The sequence below is a fragment of the Roseofilum sp. genome (assembly GCF_982964205.1).
Map to the genome: position 1 here is coordinate 1,066 of NZ_CEZBFX010000013.1, position 20,892 is coordinate 21,957.

Sequence of the window (20,892 nt, forward strand, 5' to 3'; positions counted from 1 at the left end):
AGGGCAGGTTCACCAACGCTATTGTCTTCCCACTGAGATTTTCGTGAACCTGCCCCTACAGAATGCCATCGGTTATTAATTCCCTTTTGCACTTCAACCGGTAATTGCTCAAACCTCTGTTGATAATCATCTCTAGACAGAGATAACCCCATTCCCCCATTCCCCCATTCCCCCATTCCACTACCCAACCGGATCTCATTCCCTTCCCAGTCATTCGTCACCCCTGCGGTTAAGCGACTTATGAGATCTTCTGGCGTTTCTGGAATATCCTGTAACTCGTATCCTGCGGTTTTCAGAGCTGCCAGAATTTCCACACAACTGGCGGGAGTATCTAAGCCGACACCATTAGCTAGCCGTCCGTCACGGGTGGGATAATTGGCGAGAATAACAGCAATTTTGCGATCTTGGGCAGGTTTTTGCCGCAGTTTCACCCAATTGGCAGCTAAGTCAGCGACAAAGTTAATCCGGTTGGCAACGGGTTCATATTGCACGACATCGGTTTGCAGTTGCTGATTATAGGTTTGTGCGGCTTTGAAAGAAATGGCGCGGGTGATGATTCTCCCATCTACTTCTGGTAGGGCAATATTCATCGCCACATCTCTGGGTAGGAGTCCTCGGTTGCCGTCTTGCCATTGCTCGACGGTGGAGCTACTGAGGATCGCTTGTAGGGTGGGAACATTGAGGGTGGAGAAAAATGAAGGGGTTGAGTCCTTACTTTGTAGGGAATGGATCGCGAAGCTGGTAGTATTGAGCAGAACTTGGATGGGTTTGTTGTCTGGGGGTTGGAAAAGCTGTAGAATTTCCTCTTGACATTGGCGATCGCGCAAAGAAGAGACAAAAACCGGTACTGGCATTAACTGGCGATCTATCAAAGCATGACATAGCGCCTCTATTGGAGCCGTATTTCCGGCACAATAATGGGCACGATAGAAGAGAATCCCCACGTTTGGCCAATTTTGCCCTAAACCTTGTTCTAGGGGCAACACGCCCACTTTAGGAACAGGTTGAGGTTCAGCAATATTTTCGCCTTCCCACAGAAAGCTTCGTGAACCCATATCTGCGTGGGAAATAAGGGCGGGTTCACCAGTTTTCTGGTTTCCATTCCAAGATCTCGGTGAACCCGCCCCTACGAAATCTCTCCCTACAGAACTGGCTAAAAACAATAATCCATTACGAATATTTTCCACTCCCCCTTCATTCCAATAGCGCCATAATCGATTAACCTGTTCCAAAGACACCGTGGAATGGCTCATTAGCTCCACATCGGGGGAATCATCTCCAGGCATCACCACCAAAGCAATGCCCTGATTTTGGGCTAATTCTTTCACTACTTCCAAACCATAAGACCAATATGCCCTTCCGCCCAACAGACGAACCAGAATCACTTGGGCGTGCTGCAATACTCGTTCGGCATAGTCATCAATCGACAGTTGCTGTACCAAGTGTAAGAGACTGGCGACCCGAATCTGAGGAAACTGGGCAGGAAGATGGGGAACCGTTGCGGCTAAAGTTTGAATATCTGTATCTGCTGCGCTGAGAATAACGATAGGGGCTGAAGTTTGTTCGAGGATAACCACCCCTTCGTCTTGGGGGTTCCATCCTCCGGGAGTTGCGGCGATTCGATGCATCGTGAGTCTAAACCTAATATTACGCTAAAGAGTCAAAACCTAAAAGTTTCCCAACGTTTCAGGGGGGTGGGGATCAAAAACAGAATACGATAAGTAAACCGGAGAATGGCAAGCCCTCTGAGCAAGAGACAGGAGTAGGATTCATTACTTGTGGAGTCCCATATTCCTCTGTTATCTGCCGTATCTTCATGTATCCTGAGAACCCTCCTGTCAAGCAATAGTAATGCTACCTCATCGAATTTTAGATTACAAGACCTTTAAGCAGCTTTATGTCTTGTTACAGGGTAAGGCCGATACTTTGGGAGAGGCTGCGATCTGTATCACTGAGAAGATTTTAGAGCAAACGGAGTCTTCTTGGAATTATGGGCGATCGCAGTTTTTAGTTTTAGTGTCTCCAGCATTGAGGGTGCTGTTAATTGGTACGCCCCTAGGTCAATCCTCCGTGCATGAATTGCCTTACCTTCAAGTTGAGTTGACTTTTGATACTCAACCGATTGCTGTCTTTCTTAAACAATTGGTGCGGGAACTATCTAATCCTTCGTTAGCCACTCAAGCTTTAAAGAAAGTGATTCGCACGCCTCAAGTTAATTCCGCTTATTTACAAGGGGAGTTGATGCTGCAAATTTTAAGCCGCATTGAAGAGTCGGAATCCGGATTCCAAGAGGGTTTTGCCGGTACTTTTATGCATCCAGCCAGGCAAGAGAGACTTTTTTATCAAATTATTGCCCAAATGCAACAGGGGGTTGAGTTACCGACGATTTTATCTACGGCTATGGAGGAATGGCGTAGTTTATTACAAGTCGATCGACTTTTAATTTATCAATTTGATGTCTTTCCCAACACAGAGGAGAGTTCTATTCCTTTCCCTCAAAATTGGGGATACATCACCTATGAAGCCAAGGGGGGGAACTCCATCACTCCAGTTCTTCATTTAACGGAAGAAAAGTCGTGTTTTGCCCATGGATGTCAAGGAAGGGAAAAATATAAGCAAGGATGGATGGCGGTAATTTCAGATGTGGAGATTAGTTATCGAGATTCGCCTTGTTTATTAGATTTATTACGCCATTATCATGTCCGAGCTAAGTTGGTGATTCCTATTTTGGTGCGTAAACAAATTTGGGGATTAATGATTGCCCATCAGTGCCACTATCCTCGACGCTGGTTGGAATGGGAAAAACATACTCTGAAACGCTTGGCTGATTATTTGGCGATCGCGATCGATCGATCCCAAACTCAAAAAGATATCAGTCTAATTAGTGTAGACTCTGAATCCGTTAGTGAAGAGTCTGAGAAATCCTTATCCGATCTACAGTCCGATCTCTTGAAAAGTCAGATTCAAAATCGGATTAAAAGTGAGTTTTTGGCAGCCATCAGTCATGAACTGCGAACCCCTTTAACCTATATTATTGGGATGTCTGCGACGTTGTTGAGATTGGCGTTTTCCCCGGATAGTGATGGACATAAATTAAGCATAGAGAAACAAAGAGTCTATTTGCAAAAAATTCAGGATAGTGGCAGAAATTTATTAGAATCGATTAATAATTTACTGGATTTGTCTCAATTAGAAGCTGGGAAAACAGTTCTCAACATTCGCAAGTTTTCATTAATAAACTTAGCTCGTAACTGCAAGAAGTCACTCAAAAGTTTGGCTGAAGAAAAGGAGATAAATTTGGTCATTAACATCGATGAATTGGAGGGTGAAGATACATTTTTTGCCGATCAGTACAGAGTTCAGCAAATTCTACTCAATTTAATGAACAATGCCCTTAAATTTACGCCAGAAGGAGGAGAAGTTATATTAACAATTTGGCGGGAAGAAGATCGGGCTATTTTCCAAGTCGAAGATACAGGGATTGGGATTAAAAAAAATGCTTTTTCTTTCTTGTTTGAAAAGTTCCAGCAATTGGAAACTGCCTATGAACGTCAATATCCGGGTATGGGATTAGGATTAGCGCTCACTCGCCAATTGGTAGAACTTCATGGAGGACTGATTGAAGTGGATTCAACTTTGGGTGTTGGGTCGATATTTACGGTGAGTTTGCCCTCTCAACCCCAAGGTACAGTGACCTTAAAGTCTTCTGGACATACGCCATTAAATCCCTGGGCAACTACTATCCCTCTAGGACGTTTGGTTTTAATTCAAGACAATGAACAAATGGCTTGGGAAATTTGTGATTTACTCACAGCAGCAGGATATCAAGCGATTTGGTTATTAGATGGCTCAACGGTCACTCAACAAATTGAAGTGTTGCGTCCTTTGGCAATTATTACAGAAACTCAATTGCCCGATATGAGTGTTCAAGAGTTAATTACGATTTTGCGAAATTCGACAACGACCTATAAAATTAAGGTGGTAGCGATCGCCGATTCCTCTGAACAACAAGAGTTATCTCAAGATCCCCTTACCGAACCCGATGTGTATCTGAATAAACCCTTACAACTCGAAGAACTTCTGCAAACCCTTAGCCGAATCCTCATGCCAAAGTAATGCAGCCACTCAATAGATTACCCCTACACGGATTAATTGTCTCTTGCCAAGCGCCAGTCTCCTCACCTCTCCATGACCCTTCGGCGATCGCCGCTATGGCTAAAGCTGCCCTCAATCAAGGAGCCACCGCAGTTCGTATTGATACCCCAGCCCATATCCGAGCAGTCCGAGAACAGACAGATGCGCCGATTATTGGGCTGTGGAAGCGCCAATTCCCCGATTCTGAGGTGTATATTACACCCCAGTTTTCCCAAGCCGTAGAACTGGCGCAAGCGGGTGCAGATTGGATTGCGATAGATGCGACGAACCGACCTCGCCCAGGAAATGAAACGCTACACGCCCTGATTGCTCAAATTCATCAGCAGTTAAATAAACCCGTGTTCGCAGATGTCGATACACTCGAGTCGGCAAACGTTGCTTTTGATGCCGGAGCCGATCTTCTGGCAACGACTCTCTACGGATATACCCCCGAAACCCGTCACCTCACCCCCCCAGGTTACGATCTCTTAGAGCAACTGGTGCAAAACTTCAGTTGTCCCATGGTTTGTGAAGGGGGCATCAGTTCCCCAGAAATGGCACAGAAAGCGCTAGATTTAGGGGCGATCGCCGTCGTAGTGGGGACAGATATTACAGGAATTGATCAGAAGGTTAAATCTTATCAACAAATTTTGTCTACGGCTAAATCCGTGAGATATCCTGAATAAAGTCGTCAATTGACTTGAATAATTATGGCCATTTCTCTAGCGAAAGGACAAAAGGTTTCTCTGGAAAAAGCATCCCCAGGGATTGAAGCGGCTTTTATTGGCTTAGGATGGGATATTAAAGCCACCGATACGGGTGTGGATTTTGACCTCGATGCCTCAGTTTTTCTCTTAGGGGAAAATGAAAAGTTGGTTTCCGACAAACATCTAATCTTTTACAATAACAAAAAAAGTTTAGATGGGGCAGTAGAATATATGGGGGATAACCGCACGGGTGCGGGTGAAGGAGATGATGAAGTTATTATTATTGACTTGCGAAAAATTGCCCCAGAGGTCATGAAATTGGTCTTTACCGTGACCATTTATGAAGCAGAACAACGCAAACAAAATTTTGGCCAGGTGAGTAATGCTTATGTTCGCTTGGTCAATGTGAAGACGAAGGAAGAAGCGATACGCTATGACTTAGATGAAGATTATTCCATTGAAACGGCGATGATTATTACAGAGTTGTATCGCAAAGATGGAGAGTGGCGGATGAATGCCGTAGGTGCGGGCTATGGAGGCGGATTACAAGCTCTTTTAGACCGCTATAGTTAATTAGAAAAGGGCTAGGGGCAGGTTTCAAACCTGCCCTTACTTATTACTTATCGATTTACTTATCGATCAAGACCTTCGCCACAATCAAAAATGGCTGGCTTCTTCACTCCGTGTTCCCTCATCCTCCCATCCCCCATCTTCCCATACCAGGGTGATATGGTGGGTAAAGGATCTCTATTGTCCTTCCCCTATGGTCTGGAAATTCTGTGGTCGTTTAATCAAGCCGCTGGTTTATCATCTTTCCCTGCGGACGCTACTAACGGTTCCCTTCATTCTGCAATTGGGAGTAGTGACAGTCGTGATTACAGGATTATCTTTCCGCAGCGGAAAAGAAGCCGTCGATGTTTTGGTCAAGCAATTGGGACGAGAAACGAGCGATCGCATTGCCCAAGTTTTAGCGATGGAATTGGCTCAACCCCATTCTGTGTATCAAACGATTCAAGGAGCTATTGACACCGATCAAATTGATATCGAAGATTTTGAGCAACTGCAATGCTATTTTCAACGGTTAGTCAAGCAAGATAATGGGGTAGACTATTTACTCTTTGGTCGTCCCACTGGTGAAGTCTTAGCCGTTCAGCAACTAGCCAATGGGGAAACCGTGGTTAAAGTGCGGGAAGGGAGTATTCCAGAGCGAAAAACCTATCGCTTAGATCGGATGTGCGATCGCCAAGAACTTTTAAGCACCCAACCCTATGATGCTCGGCTCAAAAATTGGTATAAAACGGCCGTTGAGAAACGAAAGCCCACTTGGAGTGGGATTTCTATTTCGTCCTACCCCTATCTCAACACAGGGGAATATTTTCTCTATGCTAAACCCGTTACCCCTGTGGCACGATCCACCGGTGAAATTCTAGGCGTATTAGGCGCAGAAATATCATTAACCTATATTAATGAATTACTCAAAAGTTTAAAAGTGAGTCCATCGGGAATCGCATTTATTGTCGATCGATCGGGAGCCGTTGTTTCCTCTTCAACGGACGAACTTCTGTATCAATTTGACCAAGATAAACCCAAAAGAGTGCAGGCAATTCACAGTACGAATCCTCTGATTAAAGACACCAGTCAGTATCTTCTCCATCGATTTGACAATTGGGAAAACCTCTCCAGTCAAAAACAGTTACTTTTTGATCGTCATTCTCAAAATCACTTAGTTCATATTGCCCCATTAACCGATAATCACGGTTTGGATTGGTTAGTGATTGTGGTGATTCCCATATCGGACTTTATGGGCCCCATTTATACCAATCTATCTCATACACTGATCCTCTGTTTAAGCGCATTATTAGTCGCTAGTTTAATCGGCAGTATCACCGCACAGCGTGTAATTAATCCGATTAAGAAACTCAGTGAATCTGCTAAAGCTGTGGCTCAAGGAGAATGGTATAACCGGGTAACTTTGCGGCGATTTGATGAGTTGCGAGAATTGGCCGATTCCTTTAATCGAATGGCCGATCAAATTCAACTGTCATTTTCTGATTTAGAGACCAAAAATCAAGAATTAGAACGGATCGATCGGCTCAAAGATGAATTTTTAGCCAACACATCCTATGAACTCAGAACTCCCTTAAATGGAATGATTGGTTTAGCCGAATCGATCTTAGAGACCGCATCTGTAAAATTATGCGAACACACTCAGTTTAATTTATCTTTGATTGTTTCTAGTGGTCGTAGACTCGTCAATTTAGTCAATAATATTTTAGATTTATCAAGGCTGAACTACGATGAATTGACGCTCAACTGTAAGGCAGTTGAGTTACGAGCGATCGCCGAGGTTACTTTAACCCAATGCTATCCCTTGATTGGGACTAAAAATATTAAAATCAAGAACCAAATCCCCTCCGATATCCCCCTAGTCTGCGCTGATGAAAAACGACTGGAGCAAATTTTTTATGAACTCATTAATAATGCAATCAAGTTTACTGATTTTGGATGTATAGTCTTAATTGCTACTCGCGTTGACGATTATTTAGAGATTACAGTTCAAGATAGTGGTATGGGAATTTCTGAAGATAAAATCGATCGTATCTTCAAGCCTTTTGAACAAGAAAATGAACAGATCGCGCAGATGTATGGTGGTCTAGGATTAGGTTTAGCGTTAACAAAACGTTTAATTGAATTACATGGGGGAGAGTTACACGTTGTCTCTACCCTAGGATTAGGCTCAAGTTTTATTTTCACTTTACCTATTACTGATAACGTAAATTTTAAGGAGTCAAAATCTCAAGAGGAAAGAATATCCGACCTCACTCAGGTTTCCTCAATGGCACAAATCTGGCAACCCACAGATTGTCAGAATGAAAAGCACAAAATTTTGATCGTTGATGACGAACTGACCGATCTTCAATTTTATACGAGCTATCTAAATTCAGGAGATTATGGAATTATTTCAGCTCAAAGTGGCGAAGAGGCTTTAGATCTTTTAGCCCAAGGATTAATCCCAGATTTAATGGTTGTCGATGTTATGATGCCTCGAATGACTGGATACGAAGTTACTCGCCAAGTTCGCCTCACTCAAAGTCCCACAGAGTTACCGATTATTTTGTTAAGTACAAACAATCAAGTGACTGATTTAGTGATGGGCTTAGAGTTGGGGGCAAATGACTATTTGACTAAACCCGTATCTAAGGATGGATTTTTGGCGCGAGTCAAAATGCATTTAAATCTGAAATCTCTAAAGTTGGAAAACTTGCGGTTAGCCACAGAAGTCGAAATTACCAGTCGCCTGCAAAAAATCCTGTTGCCTAACACGGAATCTCTCCCTGTTATTGAAGATTTGGAAATTGCCGGTTTTATGGAAACAGCCGATGAAGTCGGAGGAGATTACTATGATGTTTTCTTACAAGATAAAGGCATCATTGTCAGTATTGGTGATGTGACGGGACATGGACTCGAAAGCGGTGTTTTAGCGATTATGGTACAAACGGCAATTCGGTGTTTGAGTTATAGCCAGTTTGCCGATATAAAGGATTTCTTTACGATTTTAAATCGGACTATTTTAGAGAATATCGAGCGCATGAACTCTGATAAACACTTAACGTTGTCCCTTCTAGAATACAATGAGGGCGTTTTAAGGTTGAGTGGACAACATGAATCGTTAATTATAGTGCGCTCAATGGGTGAAGTAGAATGTATTGATACTCTGGATTTAGGCTTTCCTATTGGGTTAGATCGGAATGTGGGGACGTTCTTTCATCAACTGGAATTAGCTCTAAATCCTGGAGATGTGGCTGTATTGTATACGGATGGAATTACGGAAGCGGAAAATCTCGATAAGGTACATTATGGAATCGATCGCCTCTGTACCATCATTAAGAGCGATCGCCATCAGAGCGCCGATGAGATTAAAACCGCTATTATCGCTGACCTCAAGCACTACATTGGCACACAAAAGATTTATGATGATATCACTCTCATCATCCTCAAACGCAAAGCAATAGCGCTCTCAGAAGGGTAATGGGTTAATTCATTTATATTAAATTTAATACATTAAAACAATGAAAAAAGTAGAAAAAATCCCTGATATCCCCCATAATGCTGCCCTAAGCTATCCTTGGACAGCCCGCTATGCCAAGTTTTTGGCGTTAGTTCTGCTCTATGGCGCAACCGTTCACATAGGCAATATGGCTGGGTTGACAGGGACTCCCTGGTTATCGACTCCCCTACTCTGGCGTGGCATGGATGTGGCTCTGTTAAGTTTTGATATCGTAGCGGCGATCGCCCTCTGGCGAGGTTTAGGCTGGTCAGTGTGGCTCGTATTTTGTGGGATTCTTGTACTACAATTCTTACCGTATACGATCTGGCGATCGCAGTTTATCCTCCAGCCTGAAGATGCCCAAACCTTGAACGGACTATTGGGAACTGAAGCCTTGCTCTTGGGGATACAGCGCTTTGCGCTGTAACGGAGTACAGTATCATTGAGATCAGTCATTGCGAATGGAACGAAGTGGAATGAAGCAATCGCAAAATCCCCCAATCTTGGCGATTGCTTCCCTGCGGTCGCAATGACAACTCACATCTATGATCAACAATGTACCTCATAGCAGCGCGAAGCGCTGTATTTGCCCTGTTGCTGTGGTTGAAGAAATAGAGTTGTCTAAATGCTAAAAGAACTTGACATAGATATTTGGGTTGCTCAACAACCCCTCCGATATCTTGGACTCAGCGTCGGAACGAAAATGACCGTGATTCGATTGGAAAATCGAGAATTAGTCGTGATTTCTCCCATTGAAGTCAGCGATACACTCGTCAGTCAGCTTGGCGAACTGGGAGTAGTTAAACATATGATTGCGCCAAACCTGTATCACCATTTATTTGCAGCTAATTTTAAATCTCTTTATCCCCAAGCGACATTTTGGGCGGCACCTGGTTTAACCTTGAAAAAACCAGAATTGCCTATCGATCGCACTATTGAGGGAGATAGGGGTGAGTTATTCCCTGGGTTAGAGTTTATCTTTTTCAAGGGCTTTAGGATTTTGGGTTTAAACGGAGTTGATGAACTCAATGAATGTGTCTTTTTTCATTCGTCCAGCCGAACTCTAATTTTGACAGATACAGCATTTCACTTTGACGAAAGCTTTCCACTACTGACGCAATTTGTAGCTAGAATCATTGGTGGATATAAACAATTGAGTCCATCTTTACTAGAGCGCATTGCCACAACCGACATAGAAGGAGTTAGATCAGTGGTGAAACAAATTTTACAATGGGACTTTGAGCGAGTCATTATGGCTCATGGCAGTGTTGTTGAGCGAGATGGCAAAGAGAAATTTAAGCAAGGTTATGAGCAATTTTTAAGGGGTTTATAAAATAGGATGAGTTGTCTAACGGCGATCGCGCACAGAAAACACGCTAGTTTCCTTAAAAGTGGTAGAATTTAGTTCGGATCTTGGTCGAATCCAAGGAGGGGCAATGGATATCCCAGACATTGAGTTAGAAGAATTAGAAGCTGAAGTCAGCCATGAGATCGTGCAAGAAATCCGGAATTTTTCATCAGACAATCCTAACGTTCGAGAACAAGCGATAGATAAAGTTTTTTACCGCATGTATCATCAGGGAGATCTACATTACCAAGTCAATTTTGTTATTCCATTTTTTATTAGACAAATTTATAAAGAGACAGATACAGAAGTCCTTTATAGAATTCTTTGTTGTATTGCTTCGATTGCTACATCCCATAATTTATCAGATTGTGATTATATCGATAACTCCGAAGAATACGATTGGAGCTATCTACGATGGGTTAATTCTGTTCGCCAACCCATTTATAAAGCTTTGGATTTTTATATTGGCTTGCTCGAACACGACCTACCAAAGATGAGAATAATTGCTGCCGATATTCTCGCAGCTTGTAAACCCCAATCTACCAAAGTATGCACAAAATTTTACGATCGCCTGAGAGAAGAACCGGAACCGAATATCAGAGCATCACTTCTCTTACTACTAGCGATATTAGATCGAGAAACCCCTCTAGATGGGGCATTCTGCGAAGAAATATTACAATCTGATGACGCAGAAATTGTCAAACTGGCTGTTGCAATTTCACTCATGTATGTGGCTGGAGAAAATCCATCACAGGAACTGTTAGAACAATTCATAGAGCTTGGCGATCGTCCCGATTTATTATTGCAGTTAACTGATTACTATGACGATCGCTATTCAGACGGACATGGATTGTTTGCGAGATTCTTTGAGCGATTGAGCGATCGTGCTTTAGAACAATTAATGCCCATTTTAACCTATCGATGGGCTTTTTTAGAATCTTACGATTTTTGCGATCTATTGTTTGAGATTATCGTTTTTCCAGAAGGTGTAATGAAACCAGGAACAGCAGTCAGCGATCTTACGAAGAGTCAACAATTTCTTTTGCGGGCGATCGCTGATAATAATGAAGCATGGGAATCAGGATTTACTATACACAGTGATCCTCAATCTTCACTTACATACATTGGAATAAAGGAAAAACCACAACGAGATAAGTTAATTCGATTTCTCAGTGGCGAAGCTCTCTAAGACAATCTCAATTTATCCCTATTTTTTTCAGGAGTTGTAAATACTATGGAAGAATTTTTGCAAGCAACTGACGCGATCGACTGGCAAAATCCAGAAGTTATGGACTGCGCTACAAAAATCACGTTGGAATGTACAACCGTATTAGAAAAAGCTCAAGTTTGTTTCGAGTGGGTGCGAGATGAAATCTTTCACAGTGTTGATTATCAAATGAATCCTGTGACTTGTCGTGCGTCTGATGTTCTGAGATACAAAACAGGATATTGCTACGCTAAGAGCCATTTACTCGCTGCGCTTCTTCGAGCCAATCAAATCCCGGCAGGCTTTTGTTATCAACGATTGAGTATTGACGATCGCGGCGCACCCTACAGCTTACATGGTTTCAATGCTATTTACTTGCCAGAAATCGGTTGGTATCGGGTCGATGCTAGAGGGAACAAGGAAGGAGTCAATGCTCAATTTTCTCCTCCCCAGGAATGTTTAGCATTTAAGATTCAGTTACCTGAAGAAGCCGATTTTCAGGTCATTCTCCCCGATCCACTGCCTGTTGTTGTAGAAGCTCTACAGTCATACAGAACCTGGGATTCAATGCTGGAGAATCTTCCCGATCTTTCGATAGGAATGCTTCCTGATTCAGATCAAGAGAATCTTAAGCAGTACCAATCGACTCAATACTCGCTATAACATAGCGCTTGACGTTGCCATGGGAGGAGAGGGAGATAGGAGAATCGCCAAGCTCTCCATCCCTCTATTCTACTAACTGGTCATCTGTTGAATCAAGGTCAACACCGCAGTCCGAGAGAGCTTTTCTTCTCCTGCTTGCAATACGTCTAAGGTTGCATGAGCTAGAGCCAGAGGAATCTTACAAAACTCCAATGCTGGTCCAGGAGGCAAAGCTTCCGTATACTGATTGGCTAACTCTAAATTACGACGGGCATAGGCTTGCATCTGAGAAATGGTCCAATCTTGGGGAAAAAAATCTACTCCACGGTGGAGATCCTCGTGGTGATTGCGGAGAATATTCACGGCTTGCAACCCTCGTCCAAAGGCGATCGCCTCAGTCCGATTCGTCTGCGTGCCATCATACCATGCCCACAGATCCGAAAGCATCAAGCCCACAGCCCCAGCGACACTAAAGGTATAACAGTCTAAATCCCGCTCAGTCAGGACATTCCAGTTACACTCAGCCCAAGAAGCCATCCGGTTCGCCATCGCTGCGGTAGCATCCCAAATGCGGGGAGAAATATCTTGGGGTGCTAAGGTTGCCCACTCATATAATCGCAAACTCACCTCTGGAATCTCGGACTCATACCTGCCCCAATTCAAGCGAGCTTGTGCCAATGTGCCATTATTGACCCCAGACTGTAATCCCCAACTCATCTGACGCAAAATCTGGCTTTTTACCTCATTGTCCAGAGTTGGATGATCCTCAACCTCATCAATGGCACGCATACATAAATAGGCAGAAGCCACTGCTTCTTGTAGATTAGGAGGAAGACGGATAATCGGAATATAAAATGTCCGACTCGTTTCTTCCAAAATCTCTAAGGCACTTTTAAGGGCGCTCATCCATTCAACTCCTCACATTTGCTTGTTACTAGCTTATAATTCATCAAGAGCAGACAAGCAAGTTTTTTAGATCGGTTTTAGGGTAAATGGGGAGAGCAGAGGATCGGGAGTACCGGTTAACTGATGGGCAAACCGGAGGGCGATCGCCAGCAAGCAGTAAGTCACGATTCTTAACTCCTTTCTTCTCTGCTATACAACAATCAAAGTGGAGGAGATTACCCCCACTCGATTGAGTTCTTCTACTATGGATTATACGCTCAGGAATAGGTCGGGAGTTAAGGCACTCACATTGGTTTGTTCCACCACTGCTAGGATTTGATTTCCAAATGAAAGAGTAACATTGGCTCCAGTTTGGGTAATTTGTAACTGTTGGACGGTTAACCCTCCAGCTAACCCAATCCGATCGCCTGTGCCAAAATCAGCGATGCGATCGGTTCCACGACCATTCTGTAGCACAAAGACATCACTCCCGACTCCACTGACGAGACTATCATTACCGATATCTCCATAGAGGAGATCATCGCCAGTACCACCGAGGAGAGTATCGCTGTCTCGACCTCCACGCAGAGTATCGTTACCCACACCGCCATCTAAGTAATCCGCGCCTTGATTGCCCAATAACCGATCGTTACCGGCATCTCCACGTAGACCATCATTACCTAAATTACCGATAAGGATATCGTCATTTTGACCGCCCCGTATTTGATCGTCACCTCGTCCGCCATAGGCCAAGTCGTTACCCGGCCCTCCATTGATGTTGTCATTACCGCTACCGCCAAAGAGTTGGTCATTACCCCCATTTCCTTGCAACAGGTCGTTACCGCGATCGCCACTTACCAGATCGTTCCCATCACCACCGCTGGCAGCATCATCGCCTTGACCGCCAAAAATAACATCATTCCCAGCATCACCACTGACAATATCACGGCCTTGATTACCAATTAATAGATCGTCTCCAACATCTCCATTGACGTTATCATCTCCACCACCAGCAACAACGATATCCGGGCCCCCTCTAGCATTGAACGTCTCATTCTGGTTGTCTCCCAGAAGAAGATCAAACGTATTGATTCCCGTGATAGTTACGCTGGCTAAATTGGGCGAGGGGAAAGGAGGAGGATTATCCAAAGCTGCCACTACAGCAGCAACCTGTTCCGCATTCAGACTAATTTCAACCGTTCCATTCCCAGGAGTCGGGGTTGGCGTTGGGGTGGGAGTCGGCGTTGGGGTGGGAGTCGGCGTAGGAGTCGGCGTTGGCGTTGGTGCAGACGCTCCTAGATTGAGACCAACAATTACAGGGTCGTGATCGGAGTTACGGAAGGGAACTGACCCATCAAAAATGCCAGTATTCCGACCAAAGTCAGTATTGTAGTCAATCGCATCCGGTTCATCTGCATTCACATGCCACTCCGTCGTTCCCGTCACTTGCGGGAGCAAGCTGGAGTTTGCCAAAGCATAGTCTAGGGTTCCCGTTTGTCCGTCGAAGACAAACGAATAGGCATCAGAGCCAATAAACTGTTGCGCTAAATCTGTATATCCTGCATTTTTCAGATTAGTAATCGCATCTTCTTGAGCATAGGCATTGAGATCGCCCAAAATCAAGAAATCACTATCGCCACTATTGGTGGGGTCAGTGTTCAGCCAATTGGCCAGAGCAGTAGCCGCATCAGCACGGGTATCAGACCAGAAGCCTTGACCATCCAATTGGTCAAAATCTGGATTACTGGTATCCGTCAGACCAGAACTGCCCTTAGACTTGAAGTGATTGACAACGGCGGTAAAGCTTTCCCCAGAAGCGGTTTCAGTGAAAGTTTGGGCTAAAGCGGCACGGTTGCGGTTCTGTCCAGAATTGTTCGGGTCGAGGAAAGCGGCTGTATTTAAGATATTGCTACTACCAGAGAGAGAAACTGCACTGGGTTTATAAATGAATCCTACCGCGATCGCATCATCCCCCACAAACTGAGTGCCCGGATTCACCCAATTATAAGTTCCAGCACCAACCGAGTTATTTAACTCATTCACCAGATTTTCGATAGCATTACCACTACTTCCTGCCAGGAAGTCATTTTCCACCTCCACTAACCCAACAATATCAGCATCTAAAGTGCTTAAAGCCGTAACCAGTTTTTCCGTTTGCCGCGTAAACTCTGTGGCATTATCTGCGCCACGAGGGTTATTACCATTAGCAGTGGTGTTGCTGCCTTCATCTACGGTAGTGAAGTAATTGAGAACATTGAAACCAGAAACTTTTAGGCTACCGCCAACAGCATCAGGCGTTACCGGTCGGGCGTTGGTCGATACGAACGTTGGTGCAACCGTGGGGTGAATGCGATAGTTTTCGTCACCAGAACCACCACTGCCTCGACTATAGCTCACAACTCCAGTCAAATTAGTTACGGTATCTCCCATGCGGAAGCCATCAGCAGTGGAGAGACTACCATCAGGAAAGATAATAGGGTCAGGATTCTGGACCGTTTGACCGTCATCAATAACAATATTGCGCCGGGCAATATCTTGCTGATGAGCGGTAAATCCTGCTACATCAGGACTGTTATTTTGGGTGAATTGTTTTAAGCGTCCCCCTTGGGACACTCTCAGCTCTCCGAAGCGATCGAGCTGAAACATTTCCGTTACACTCAAGGTATCGGTAAAGCGGACTAACATCCCTTCGTATGGTTCAAGATCCGGGATCAGTTCGCCATCGCTATTGGTTACCGTTGCGGCAACGGGAAGGGAGATATCCGTCGCGGTAGGCAGAGCATTTCCAGAAGAAACAACCGTAACATTGCTAACGCTAGTTAGCTCCGTGAGACCAAAGAATTCCTCAACTTCTCCAGTCACTTGCACTTTATCGCCCACCTGGACATTAACCGCAGGACTGAAACCATCAAAGACAAAAATTCCTTCTGAGGTGGCGGCATTTCCGTCCGCATCGGCATCTTCTTCTTGGACAAAAAAGCCATTGAGATCCCCATTGGTTCCGACTCCAGTTCCATCTTGGAAGTCGCCAACAACAATACCTTCAATAGTTACGGTATTGCCATCAAGGGCACTAGCAGCGCTGCTTCCCTGGATGTCGTGAATCAGAGTAGTAGAAGGAGTTGGAGTCGGAGATGGTGAGCCACTAACAGTAAAGCTTCCGGAGAAGGTTTGAGCAGCGCTCTGACTGCCCGTCCAGTTGGCAGAATTATTGATAGCGGCGAGTAAGTCAGCCTGAGTCCCGGATGTCGTGCCTACATACCGGGCATTATCGATTTCAGTCAAGGCTACAGCATTCGTGCCGTTAGTGAGTCCTTGAGGTTCTGCGGAGGTATTACTATTGGTGGCATCAGCTTGCCATACTCCTGCCCCTTCGTTGTTCAGAGCGGCGATAAAGGTAGATGCTCCCTGATAGGCGAGGATCTGATCTCCATCAGCGCTTAGTGCAGGTGTGGTTCCAGAGACTGTCCCAGAAGATGCTGTGGTTCCAGTAATGGTTACCACTGTTCCGGCAGTGATGCCGCCAGCGGGGGGAGTCCAGGTAATCGTGTTTTCATTAGCACGAAAAGTATTGCTCGCTTGCCAACCGTTATCGGTGAAGAGGATAGATTCGCTGTCAGCAATATCGACGAGAGCAACGAAGGCGAAGTTGTCTGGGTTATCGGCGTTGTATTGGACAAATGCGATGTCCCCTGGATTGAGTGCCATTGTTTTTTTGCTGTGCTTAGTTTGCTGTGATTGAGTAGATGGGTAAACGAATAGGGATCGCACTCTGGAGAAGTTCCGAAGGCGATTAATCCCAGCTTGACTTCTTAATTGTTTTTCTCTTAACTTGCGTCAGTACCCAAGACTAGGAGGAAGCCACACAGCTTTTTACAGTACGGTGCGATCGTTTATATTTCATAAAGCTCTGGTCAAGTGTTGCTGAAGACGAGATAAACTTTAGGTAAAGAATATCCCTTTTCTGTCACTTTACTTTTAACTTGAGGGGCTATATGGCGCTTTGCGCTTTGCGCTAGGGAATGGGGAATAGGGAATAGTACGATTCGTTCGCTAGAAACTAGACTAACTCGTTAGTTTAGGGGATTAGTGGCAAGGTTAACTACCTATGGGTTGATTGAAGATCGCTATCAACCCAGAAAAAATAGCAGAACCTTGACAGCTCAATCATCATGTAGATGCGATCCTTTATCAAGTCCTACCCTTTCTTGGAGTACAAGGATTTCTTGCTGCTGTAGAGGTGGTAACTCTCTGGTAGTGAGCGAGGAAAAAAGGCGGTATCTAATAGCCCGATTTGAAAACCCGTTGAGCAGGAGCTGATGGATAACTCCCATGAAGATGTGTCGGAAGCGTCGTCAATTCCAACCAGCCAAAGGGCTGATAGGCTGGAAACAAAAAGTTAACGGAAAGGGGTAAATAGATTTATTCCGCTATTTACAAGAAGACTAATCTTTCCCGGCGTACAGGATCATCCTAAAAGTTCAACTGATGGTGATTGGGAACGAAGTAACCCGCATCGGTTCTGTATAAAACAGTAGGAAAGCATCCGTAAGCCGATGGGGGAAAGGGTGTCTCTAGAAGCCAATGCCTTGAGTCATATCAAGGATATGCCCACAAGAGACGGATAATCAAGAAGTCTGGGGAGTCAGTAGCGATATTATGCTATGAACCCACTCATAAGTGAGGTATGGATGTAGTCGCCAAAACCGACCAGACAAGGAAAATCCAGAGTTTCTGCTGATGACAACAGCTTGATTATTCAGGAGCCGTGTGCGACTTTCATCGCACGCACGGTTTTGGAGCAGAGGGCAAGAAGGCGACTTCTTGCCCTCTGCTGTAACGGGAATAGAGAGATGTGGGGAGGTGGAGAATAGAATAAGTCTACTTTAAAGGTCTCCCTATCCCCCTATCTCCCCATCCCTAAAGGGCAGCAACTTGGATTTCAACAGTTGCGGTTACTTCAGGGTGCAGTTTAATTTCGGCACTATAGAATCCGAGTCTGCTGATTTCCGGTAGGGTAATGCCACGACGGTCTACTTCTTGGGCAGTCGTTTCCAGGATAACTTCAGCGACTTCTCGGTCAGTAACTGTTCCAAAAATAGCTTCTCCTTCGCCGACTTGTTTGCGAATAGTGAAGCGACCGATGGTTTCCAGGGCAGTTTTTCGGGCTTCAGCCTGACGTTTTTCTTCGAGTAGCCGTTGACGTTCTTTTTCTTTACGAATTTCGACTTGTTTGAGGATACCTGGGGTGGCACGCAGGGCTATACCGTGGGGAATGAGATAGTTACGGGCATAACCACGGGCAACATCTACCACATCCCCGGATTTGCCGAGTTTGCTTACATCTTTGTTTAATACAATTTGTACTCTTTTGCTCATGATGAGTTGGCTGTTCTCTAGTGAGTTAAGTTGGATCAAAGTCTTTCATTATATCCGACTTTGGGGGCGATCGCAATTCCTGTACTGATCCTTGATTGTTCAAAGCTCTAAAACAGGTCTTTTTTACCGCGAATGCGACTAAAGGTTTGCACGGGATCGGTGCTGTCAGCAGCCGCTTGTAAACTGGGTTTATCCCAACGCAGGAAGGGGTTGGTGAGTTTTTCCAGACCCAAGAAGGAGGGGACGGTGGGTTGGTTGTTTTGTCTGGCTTCCTTGACGCTGGCAAATCTCTCTTGTAATTTGGGGTTATCTCCATCTACCGTTAGGGCAAATTTGAGGTTGCTGAGGGTGTATTCGTGGGCGCACCAAATTTGGGTATTATCGGGAAGATTTCTTAATTTACTCAGAGAATTAACCATCTGGGCTGGGGTTCCCTCGAAGAGGCGACCACATCCACCGGCAAATAGGGTGTCTCCACAGAACAGATTTCCGGGTTCACGGGTATCTTTTGGAGAGAAGTAGTAGGCAATATGCGCTTTGGTATGACCGGGGACAAAGAAGATTTGTGCCTCTTGGCCTAAAATGGTGAGGCGATCGCCGTCTTCAAGAAAAAAGTGTTGTCCTGGAATTCTCCCCCGGTCTACAGCCCCCCCATAAACTTGCAGTTGGGGAAATCTCTCCATTAACTGTTGATTGCCTCCTATATGATCGCTATGATGATGGGTGTTAAGGATGGCGATTAGGTCTGCACCGAGCGGCGCTAGGCACTCTAAGACGGGCTGCGGTTGGGCGGGATCGACGACAGCAGCTTGGTTGAGGTGGCGATCGTGTAAAACAAAGATATAGTTATCGGAAAGAGCAGGAAGTCGGTAAACTTGCATAGGATCTTGAGGGTATACTTAAATGAACTTCAGAATTTTCCTCTTCTCTCCTATTGTAAGGGTAAGATGTGAGGTAAAGTTTTGATCCCCTAGAAAAGCCATCAAGATGACCCTTCCCCATGAGTAGCCTAAAACGTTATCACGCGATCGCCAACTAGACAAACCCTTTATGTCCCGTTCTCCATCTAACCAACCGAACTTGGTCGCCCATCAAGTGGTTAAAGGCATTCTTGAGAGAGGTCAACTGACACCGAAAGAATACTTGATTATCAGTTCTGCCCTGATCTCGAATATGAAACTGAATCAGGAGATGAAACAGGAGATTAACCGGATATTGGATGCTCTACAAACTGGACGGTTGAAATTAGTGGATTCTTGAGAGATAGAAAAAATGATACCAAAGATAGCTGTATTGATTCCGATCTATTGGGGCGATCGCCTGTGATGGAGACTACATCTAATGCCTTAAAAATTTCTATACTCGTCAGCGATCTTTCGCAAGCAGGTGCCGGTCGTTGGGGAGGAGCTGTCCGCACCTTTTTATTGGCCCAAGCATTAACTGAATTGGGGCATAACGTAGAAATTCTGGGCTTTAGTTTCGGTGAACCGCCAAATACCTCTGAGTCCAAGTATCCCATCGTTTGTGTACCTGGTGTCAACTATCCAGGTTTTTTCCGCTCTGCCCAAACCTTACTCAAAGCCATTCAAGGAGATATTCTGTATGCCCTAAGACCAAAACCTACCAGTTTTGGTTTAGCCTTACTCAAAAGAATGCAACGTCGTTGCTCCGTAATTGTAGATATTGATGATTGGGAATTAAGTTGGCACGGGGGAGACCAATGGCGCTATCCTCCCAGCTTAAAACAGTTTGGCCGCGATATTCTCAAGCCACAGGGAGCGCTGAGAATGCCCGATCATCCCCTCTATCTAAAATGGATGGAAAATCAAGTTTCTCTAGCTGATGCAGTAACGGTTCATACCCGATTTTTGCAGGAGCGTTTTGGTGGAGTTTATGTCCCCAATGGTAAAGATACAACCTTGTTTAATCCCCAGAATTATAATCCCGAAGTTTCCAGAGAGCGCTACGGACTTTCAGACTATCGAGTGCTAATGTTTCCCGGAGCGCCAAGACCCTACAAAGGCATTGAAGATGTTTTACTGGCTTTAGATAAACTCGATCAACCGGATTTGAGAGTCGTTATTATTGGAGGTAGTCCTTATGATAATTACGATCGCTATTTGCAAGAGAAATGGGGACGGTGGATTATTCAGATTCCCAAACTGCCTTATGAGAAAATGCCAGAGGTGGTGTCTGCGGCCCATGTAGTAGTCGTTCCCCAACGGAATACACCGGCAGCCTTAGCCCAATTCCCGCTAAAATTGACCGATGCGATGGCTATGTCCAAGCCAGTTTTAGCGTCTAATGTGGGGGATTTACCAGAGATTTTAGGAGGAACTGGTTATTTAGTCGATCCAGAGTCTCCCGATCAAATTGCCGATCGGATTGAGTCTATTTTCAAGGATCTAGATTTAGCCAATGAACAAGGCCAAAAAAGCCGCAAAAGATGTATGGAAAACTATAATATTGAAGCCATGTCAAAAGAATTAAAAACTCTTATTGACAATCTTCGTAAACATAAAACTATATAACATTGAGATCA

15 protein-coding genes are annotated in these 20,892 nt (G+C 44.7%); 10 read left to right on the plus strand and 5 right to left on the minus strand.

What is annotated here, in order from left to right; all coding sequences use genetic code 11:
- A partial coding sequence (locus AC3A14_RS05690; RefSeq protein ID WP_487778932.1) for a cobaltochelatase subunit CobN occupies positions 1 to 1,628 on the minus strand: 1,628 nt, incomplete at its 3' end.
- Positions 1,629 to 1,851: 223 nt separating this feature from the next.
- Between AC3A14_RS05690 and AC3A14_RS05695 the strand changes: the two genes are divergently transcribed.
- The 8 genes from AC3A14_RS05695 to AC3A14_RS05730 all read left to right on the plus strand — a co-directional run bounded on the left by AC3A14_RS05695 (position 1,852) and on the right by AC3A14_RS05730 (position 12,107).
- Positions 1,852 to 4,116, plus strand: coding sequence for a hybrid sensor histidine kinase/response regulator (locus AC3A14_RS05695; RefSeq protein ID WP_318735716.1), 2,265 nt, complete (start codon positions 1,852 to 1,854; stop codon positions 4,114 to 4,116).
- The gene (locus AC3A14_RS05700; protein ID WP_318700372.1) at positions 4,116 to 4,820 is read left to right on the plus strand and encodes an N-acetylmannosamine-6-phosphate 2-epimerase; all 705 of its coding nucleotides are present in this window, start codon (positions 4,116 to 4,118) and stop codon (positions 4,818 to 4,820) included. The genes AC3A14_RS05695 and AC3A14_RS05700 overlap by 1 nt, the downstream gene beginning before the upstream one ends.
- A gap of 24 nt (positions 4,821 to 4,844) precedes the next feature.
- Positions 4,845 to 5,414, plus strand: a complete 570-nt coding sequence (locus AC3A14_RS05705; protein WP_271941109.1) for a TerD family protein — start codon at positions 4,845 to 4,847, stop codon at positions 5,412 to 5,414.
- Positions 5,415 to 5,604: 190 nt separating this feature from the next.
- Positions 5,605 to 8,871: a SpoIIE family protein phosphatase gene (locus AC3A14_RS05710; protein WP_318735718.1), complete on the plus strand. Its 3,267-nt coding sequence runs from the start codon at positions 5,605 to 5,607 to the stop codon at positions 8,869 to 8,871.
- 40 nt (positions 8,872 to 8,911) lie between these two features.
- Complete coding sequence (locus AC3A14_RS05715; RefSeq protein ID WP_318735721.1) at positions 8,912 to 9,316, plus strand: hypothetical protein; 405 nt, start codon at positions 8,912 to 8,914, stop codon at positions 9,314 to 9,316.
- A gap of 198 nt (positions 9,317 to 9,514) precedes the next feature.
- Positions 9,515 to 10,222, plus strand: coding sequence for a DUF4336 domain-containing protein (locus tag AC3A14_RS05720; RefSeq protein ID WP_318732162.1), 708 nt, complete (start codon positions 9,515 to 9,517; stop codon positions 10,220 to 10,222).
- A gap of 103 nt (positions 10,223 to 10,325) precedes the next feature.
- Positions 10,326 to 11,426: a hypothetical protein gene (locus AC3A14_RS05725; protein ID WP_318732161.1), complete on the plus strand. Its 1,101-nt coding sequence runs from the start codon at positions 10,326 to 10,328 to the stop codon at positions 11,424 to 11,426.
- Between the two features lie 45 nt (positions 11,427 to 11,471).
- Entirely contained in the window at positions 11,472 to 12,107 is a 636-nt protein-coding gene (locus tag AC3A14_RS05730) for a transglutaminase-like domain-containing protein (protein ID WP_318719906.1), read from the plus strand.
- Between the two features lie 72 nt (positions 12,108 to 12,179).
- Here AC3A14_RS05730 and AC3A14_RS05735 read toward each other — a convergent pair whose 3' ends face one another.
- The 4 genes from AC3A14_RS05735 to gloB all read right to left on the minus strand — a co-directional run bounded on the left by AC3A14_RS05735 (position 12,180) and on the right by gloB (position 19,231).
- Positions 12,180 to 12,992, minus strand: a complete 813-nt coding sequence (locus tag AC3A14_RS05735) for a phytoene/squalene synthase family protein (protein WP_318719907.1) — start codon at positions 12,990 to 12,992, stop codon at positions 12,180 to 12,182.
- A gap of 249 nt (positions 12,993 to 13,241) precedes the next feature.
- A complete protein-coding gene (locus AC3A14_RS05740; protein ID WP_318732160.1) occupies positions 13,242 to 16,679 on the minus strand; it encodes an ExeM/NucH family extracellular endonuclease in 3,438 nt (1,145 codons plus the stop codon).
- A gap of 1,212 nt (positions 16,680 to 17,891) precedes the next feature.
- Complete coding sequence (gene rplI / locus AC3A14_RS05745; RefSeq protein ID WP_318700279.1) at positions 17,892 to 18,350, minus strand: 50S ribosomal protein L9; 459 nt, start codon at positions 18,348 to 18,350, stop codon at positions 17,892 to 17,894.
- Positions 18,351 to 18,457: 107 nt separating this feature from the next.
- A complete protein-coding gene (gloB, locus tag AC3A14_RS05750; RefSeq protein ID WP_318732159.1) occupies positions 18,458 to 19,231 on the minus strand; it encodes a hydroxyacylglutathione hydrolase in 774 nt (257 codons plus the stop codon).
- A 169-nt stretch (positions 19,232 to 19,400) separates the two neighbouring features.
- On the opposite strand from gloB, the gene AC3A14_RS05755 reads away from it, so the two are divergent.
- The gene (locus tag AC3A14_RS05755) at positions 19,401 to 19,610 is read left to right on the plus strand and encodes a hypothetical protein (protein ID WP_318732158.1); all 210 of its coding nucleotides are present in this window, start codon (positions 19,401 to 19,403) and stop codon (positions 19,608 to 19,610) included.
- Between the two features lie 65 nt (positions 19,611 to 19,675).
- Complete coding sequence (locus tag AC3A14_RS05760) at positions 19,676 to 20,881, plus strand: glycosyltransferase family 4 protein (protein WP_413039214.1); 1,206 nt, start codon at positions 19,676 to 19,678, stop codon at positions 20,879 to 20,881.
- Positions 20,882 to 20,892 lie beyond the last annotated feature (11 nt).

What these genes read in the sequence shown, in the direction of transcription:
- AC3A14_RS05755 (WP_318732158.1), top strand. Translation starts at nt 19,401, where the DNA reads ATGTCCCGTTCTCCATCTAACCAACCGAACTTGGTCGCCCATCAAGTG.
- AC3A14_RS05715 (WP_318735721.1), top strand. Translation starts at nt 8,912, where the DNA reads ATGAAAAAAGTAGAAAAAATCCCTGATATCCCCCATAATGCTGCCCTA.
- AC3A14_RS05700 (WP_318700372.1), top strand. Translation starts at nt 4,116, where the DNA reads ATGCAGCCACTCAATAGATTACCCCTACACGGATTAATTGTCTCTTGC.
- gloB (WP_318732159.1), bottom strand. Translation starts at nt 19,231, where the DNA reads ATGCAAGTTTACCGACTTCCTGCTCTTTCCGATAACTATATCTTTGTT.
- AC3A14_RS05720 (WP_318732162.1), top strand. Translation starts at nt 9,515, where the DNA reads ATGCTAAAAGAACTTGACATAGATATTTGGGTTGCTCAACAACCCCTC.
- AC3A14_RS05705 (WP_271941109.1), top strand. Translation starts at nt 4,845, where the DNA reads ATGGCCATTTCTCTAGCGAAAGGACAAAAGGTTTCTCTGGAAAAAGCA.
- AC3A14_RS05730 (WP_318719906.1), top strand. Translation starts at nt 11,472, where the DNA reads ATGGAAGAATTTTTGCAAGCAACTGACGCGATCGACTGGCAAAATCCA.
- rplI (WP_318700279.1), bottom strand. Translation starts at nt 18,350, where the DNA reads ATGAGCAAAAGAGTACAAATTGTATTAAACAAAGATGTAAGCAAACTC.
- AC3A14_RS05735 (WP_318719907.1), bottom strand. Translation starts at nt 12,992, where the DNA reads ATGAGCGCCCTTAAAAGTGCCTTAGAGATTTTGGAAGAAACGAGTCGG.
- AC3A14_RS05710 (WP_318735718.1), top strand. Translation starts at nt 5,605, where the DNA reads ATGGTCTGGAAATTCTGTGGTCGTTTAATCAAGCCGCTGGTTTATCAT.
- AC3A14_RS05695 (WP_318735716.1), top strand. Translation starts at nt 1,852, where the DNA reads ATGCTACCTCATCGAATTTTAGATTACAAGACCTTTAAGCAGCTTTAT.
- AC3A14_RS05725 (WP_318732161.1), top strand. Translation starts at nt 10,326, where the DNA reads ATGGATATCCCAGACATTGAGTTAGAAGAATTAGAAGCTGAAGTCAGC.
- AC3A14_RS05740 (WP_318732160.1), bottom strand. Translation starts at nt 16,679, where the DNA reads ATGGCACTCAATCCAGGGGACATCGCATTTGTCCAATACAACGCCGAT.
- AC3A14_RS05760 (WP_413039214.1), top strand. Translation starts at nt 19,676, where the DNA reads ATGGAGACTACATCTAATGCCTTAAAAATTTCTATACTCGTCAGCGAT.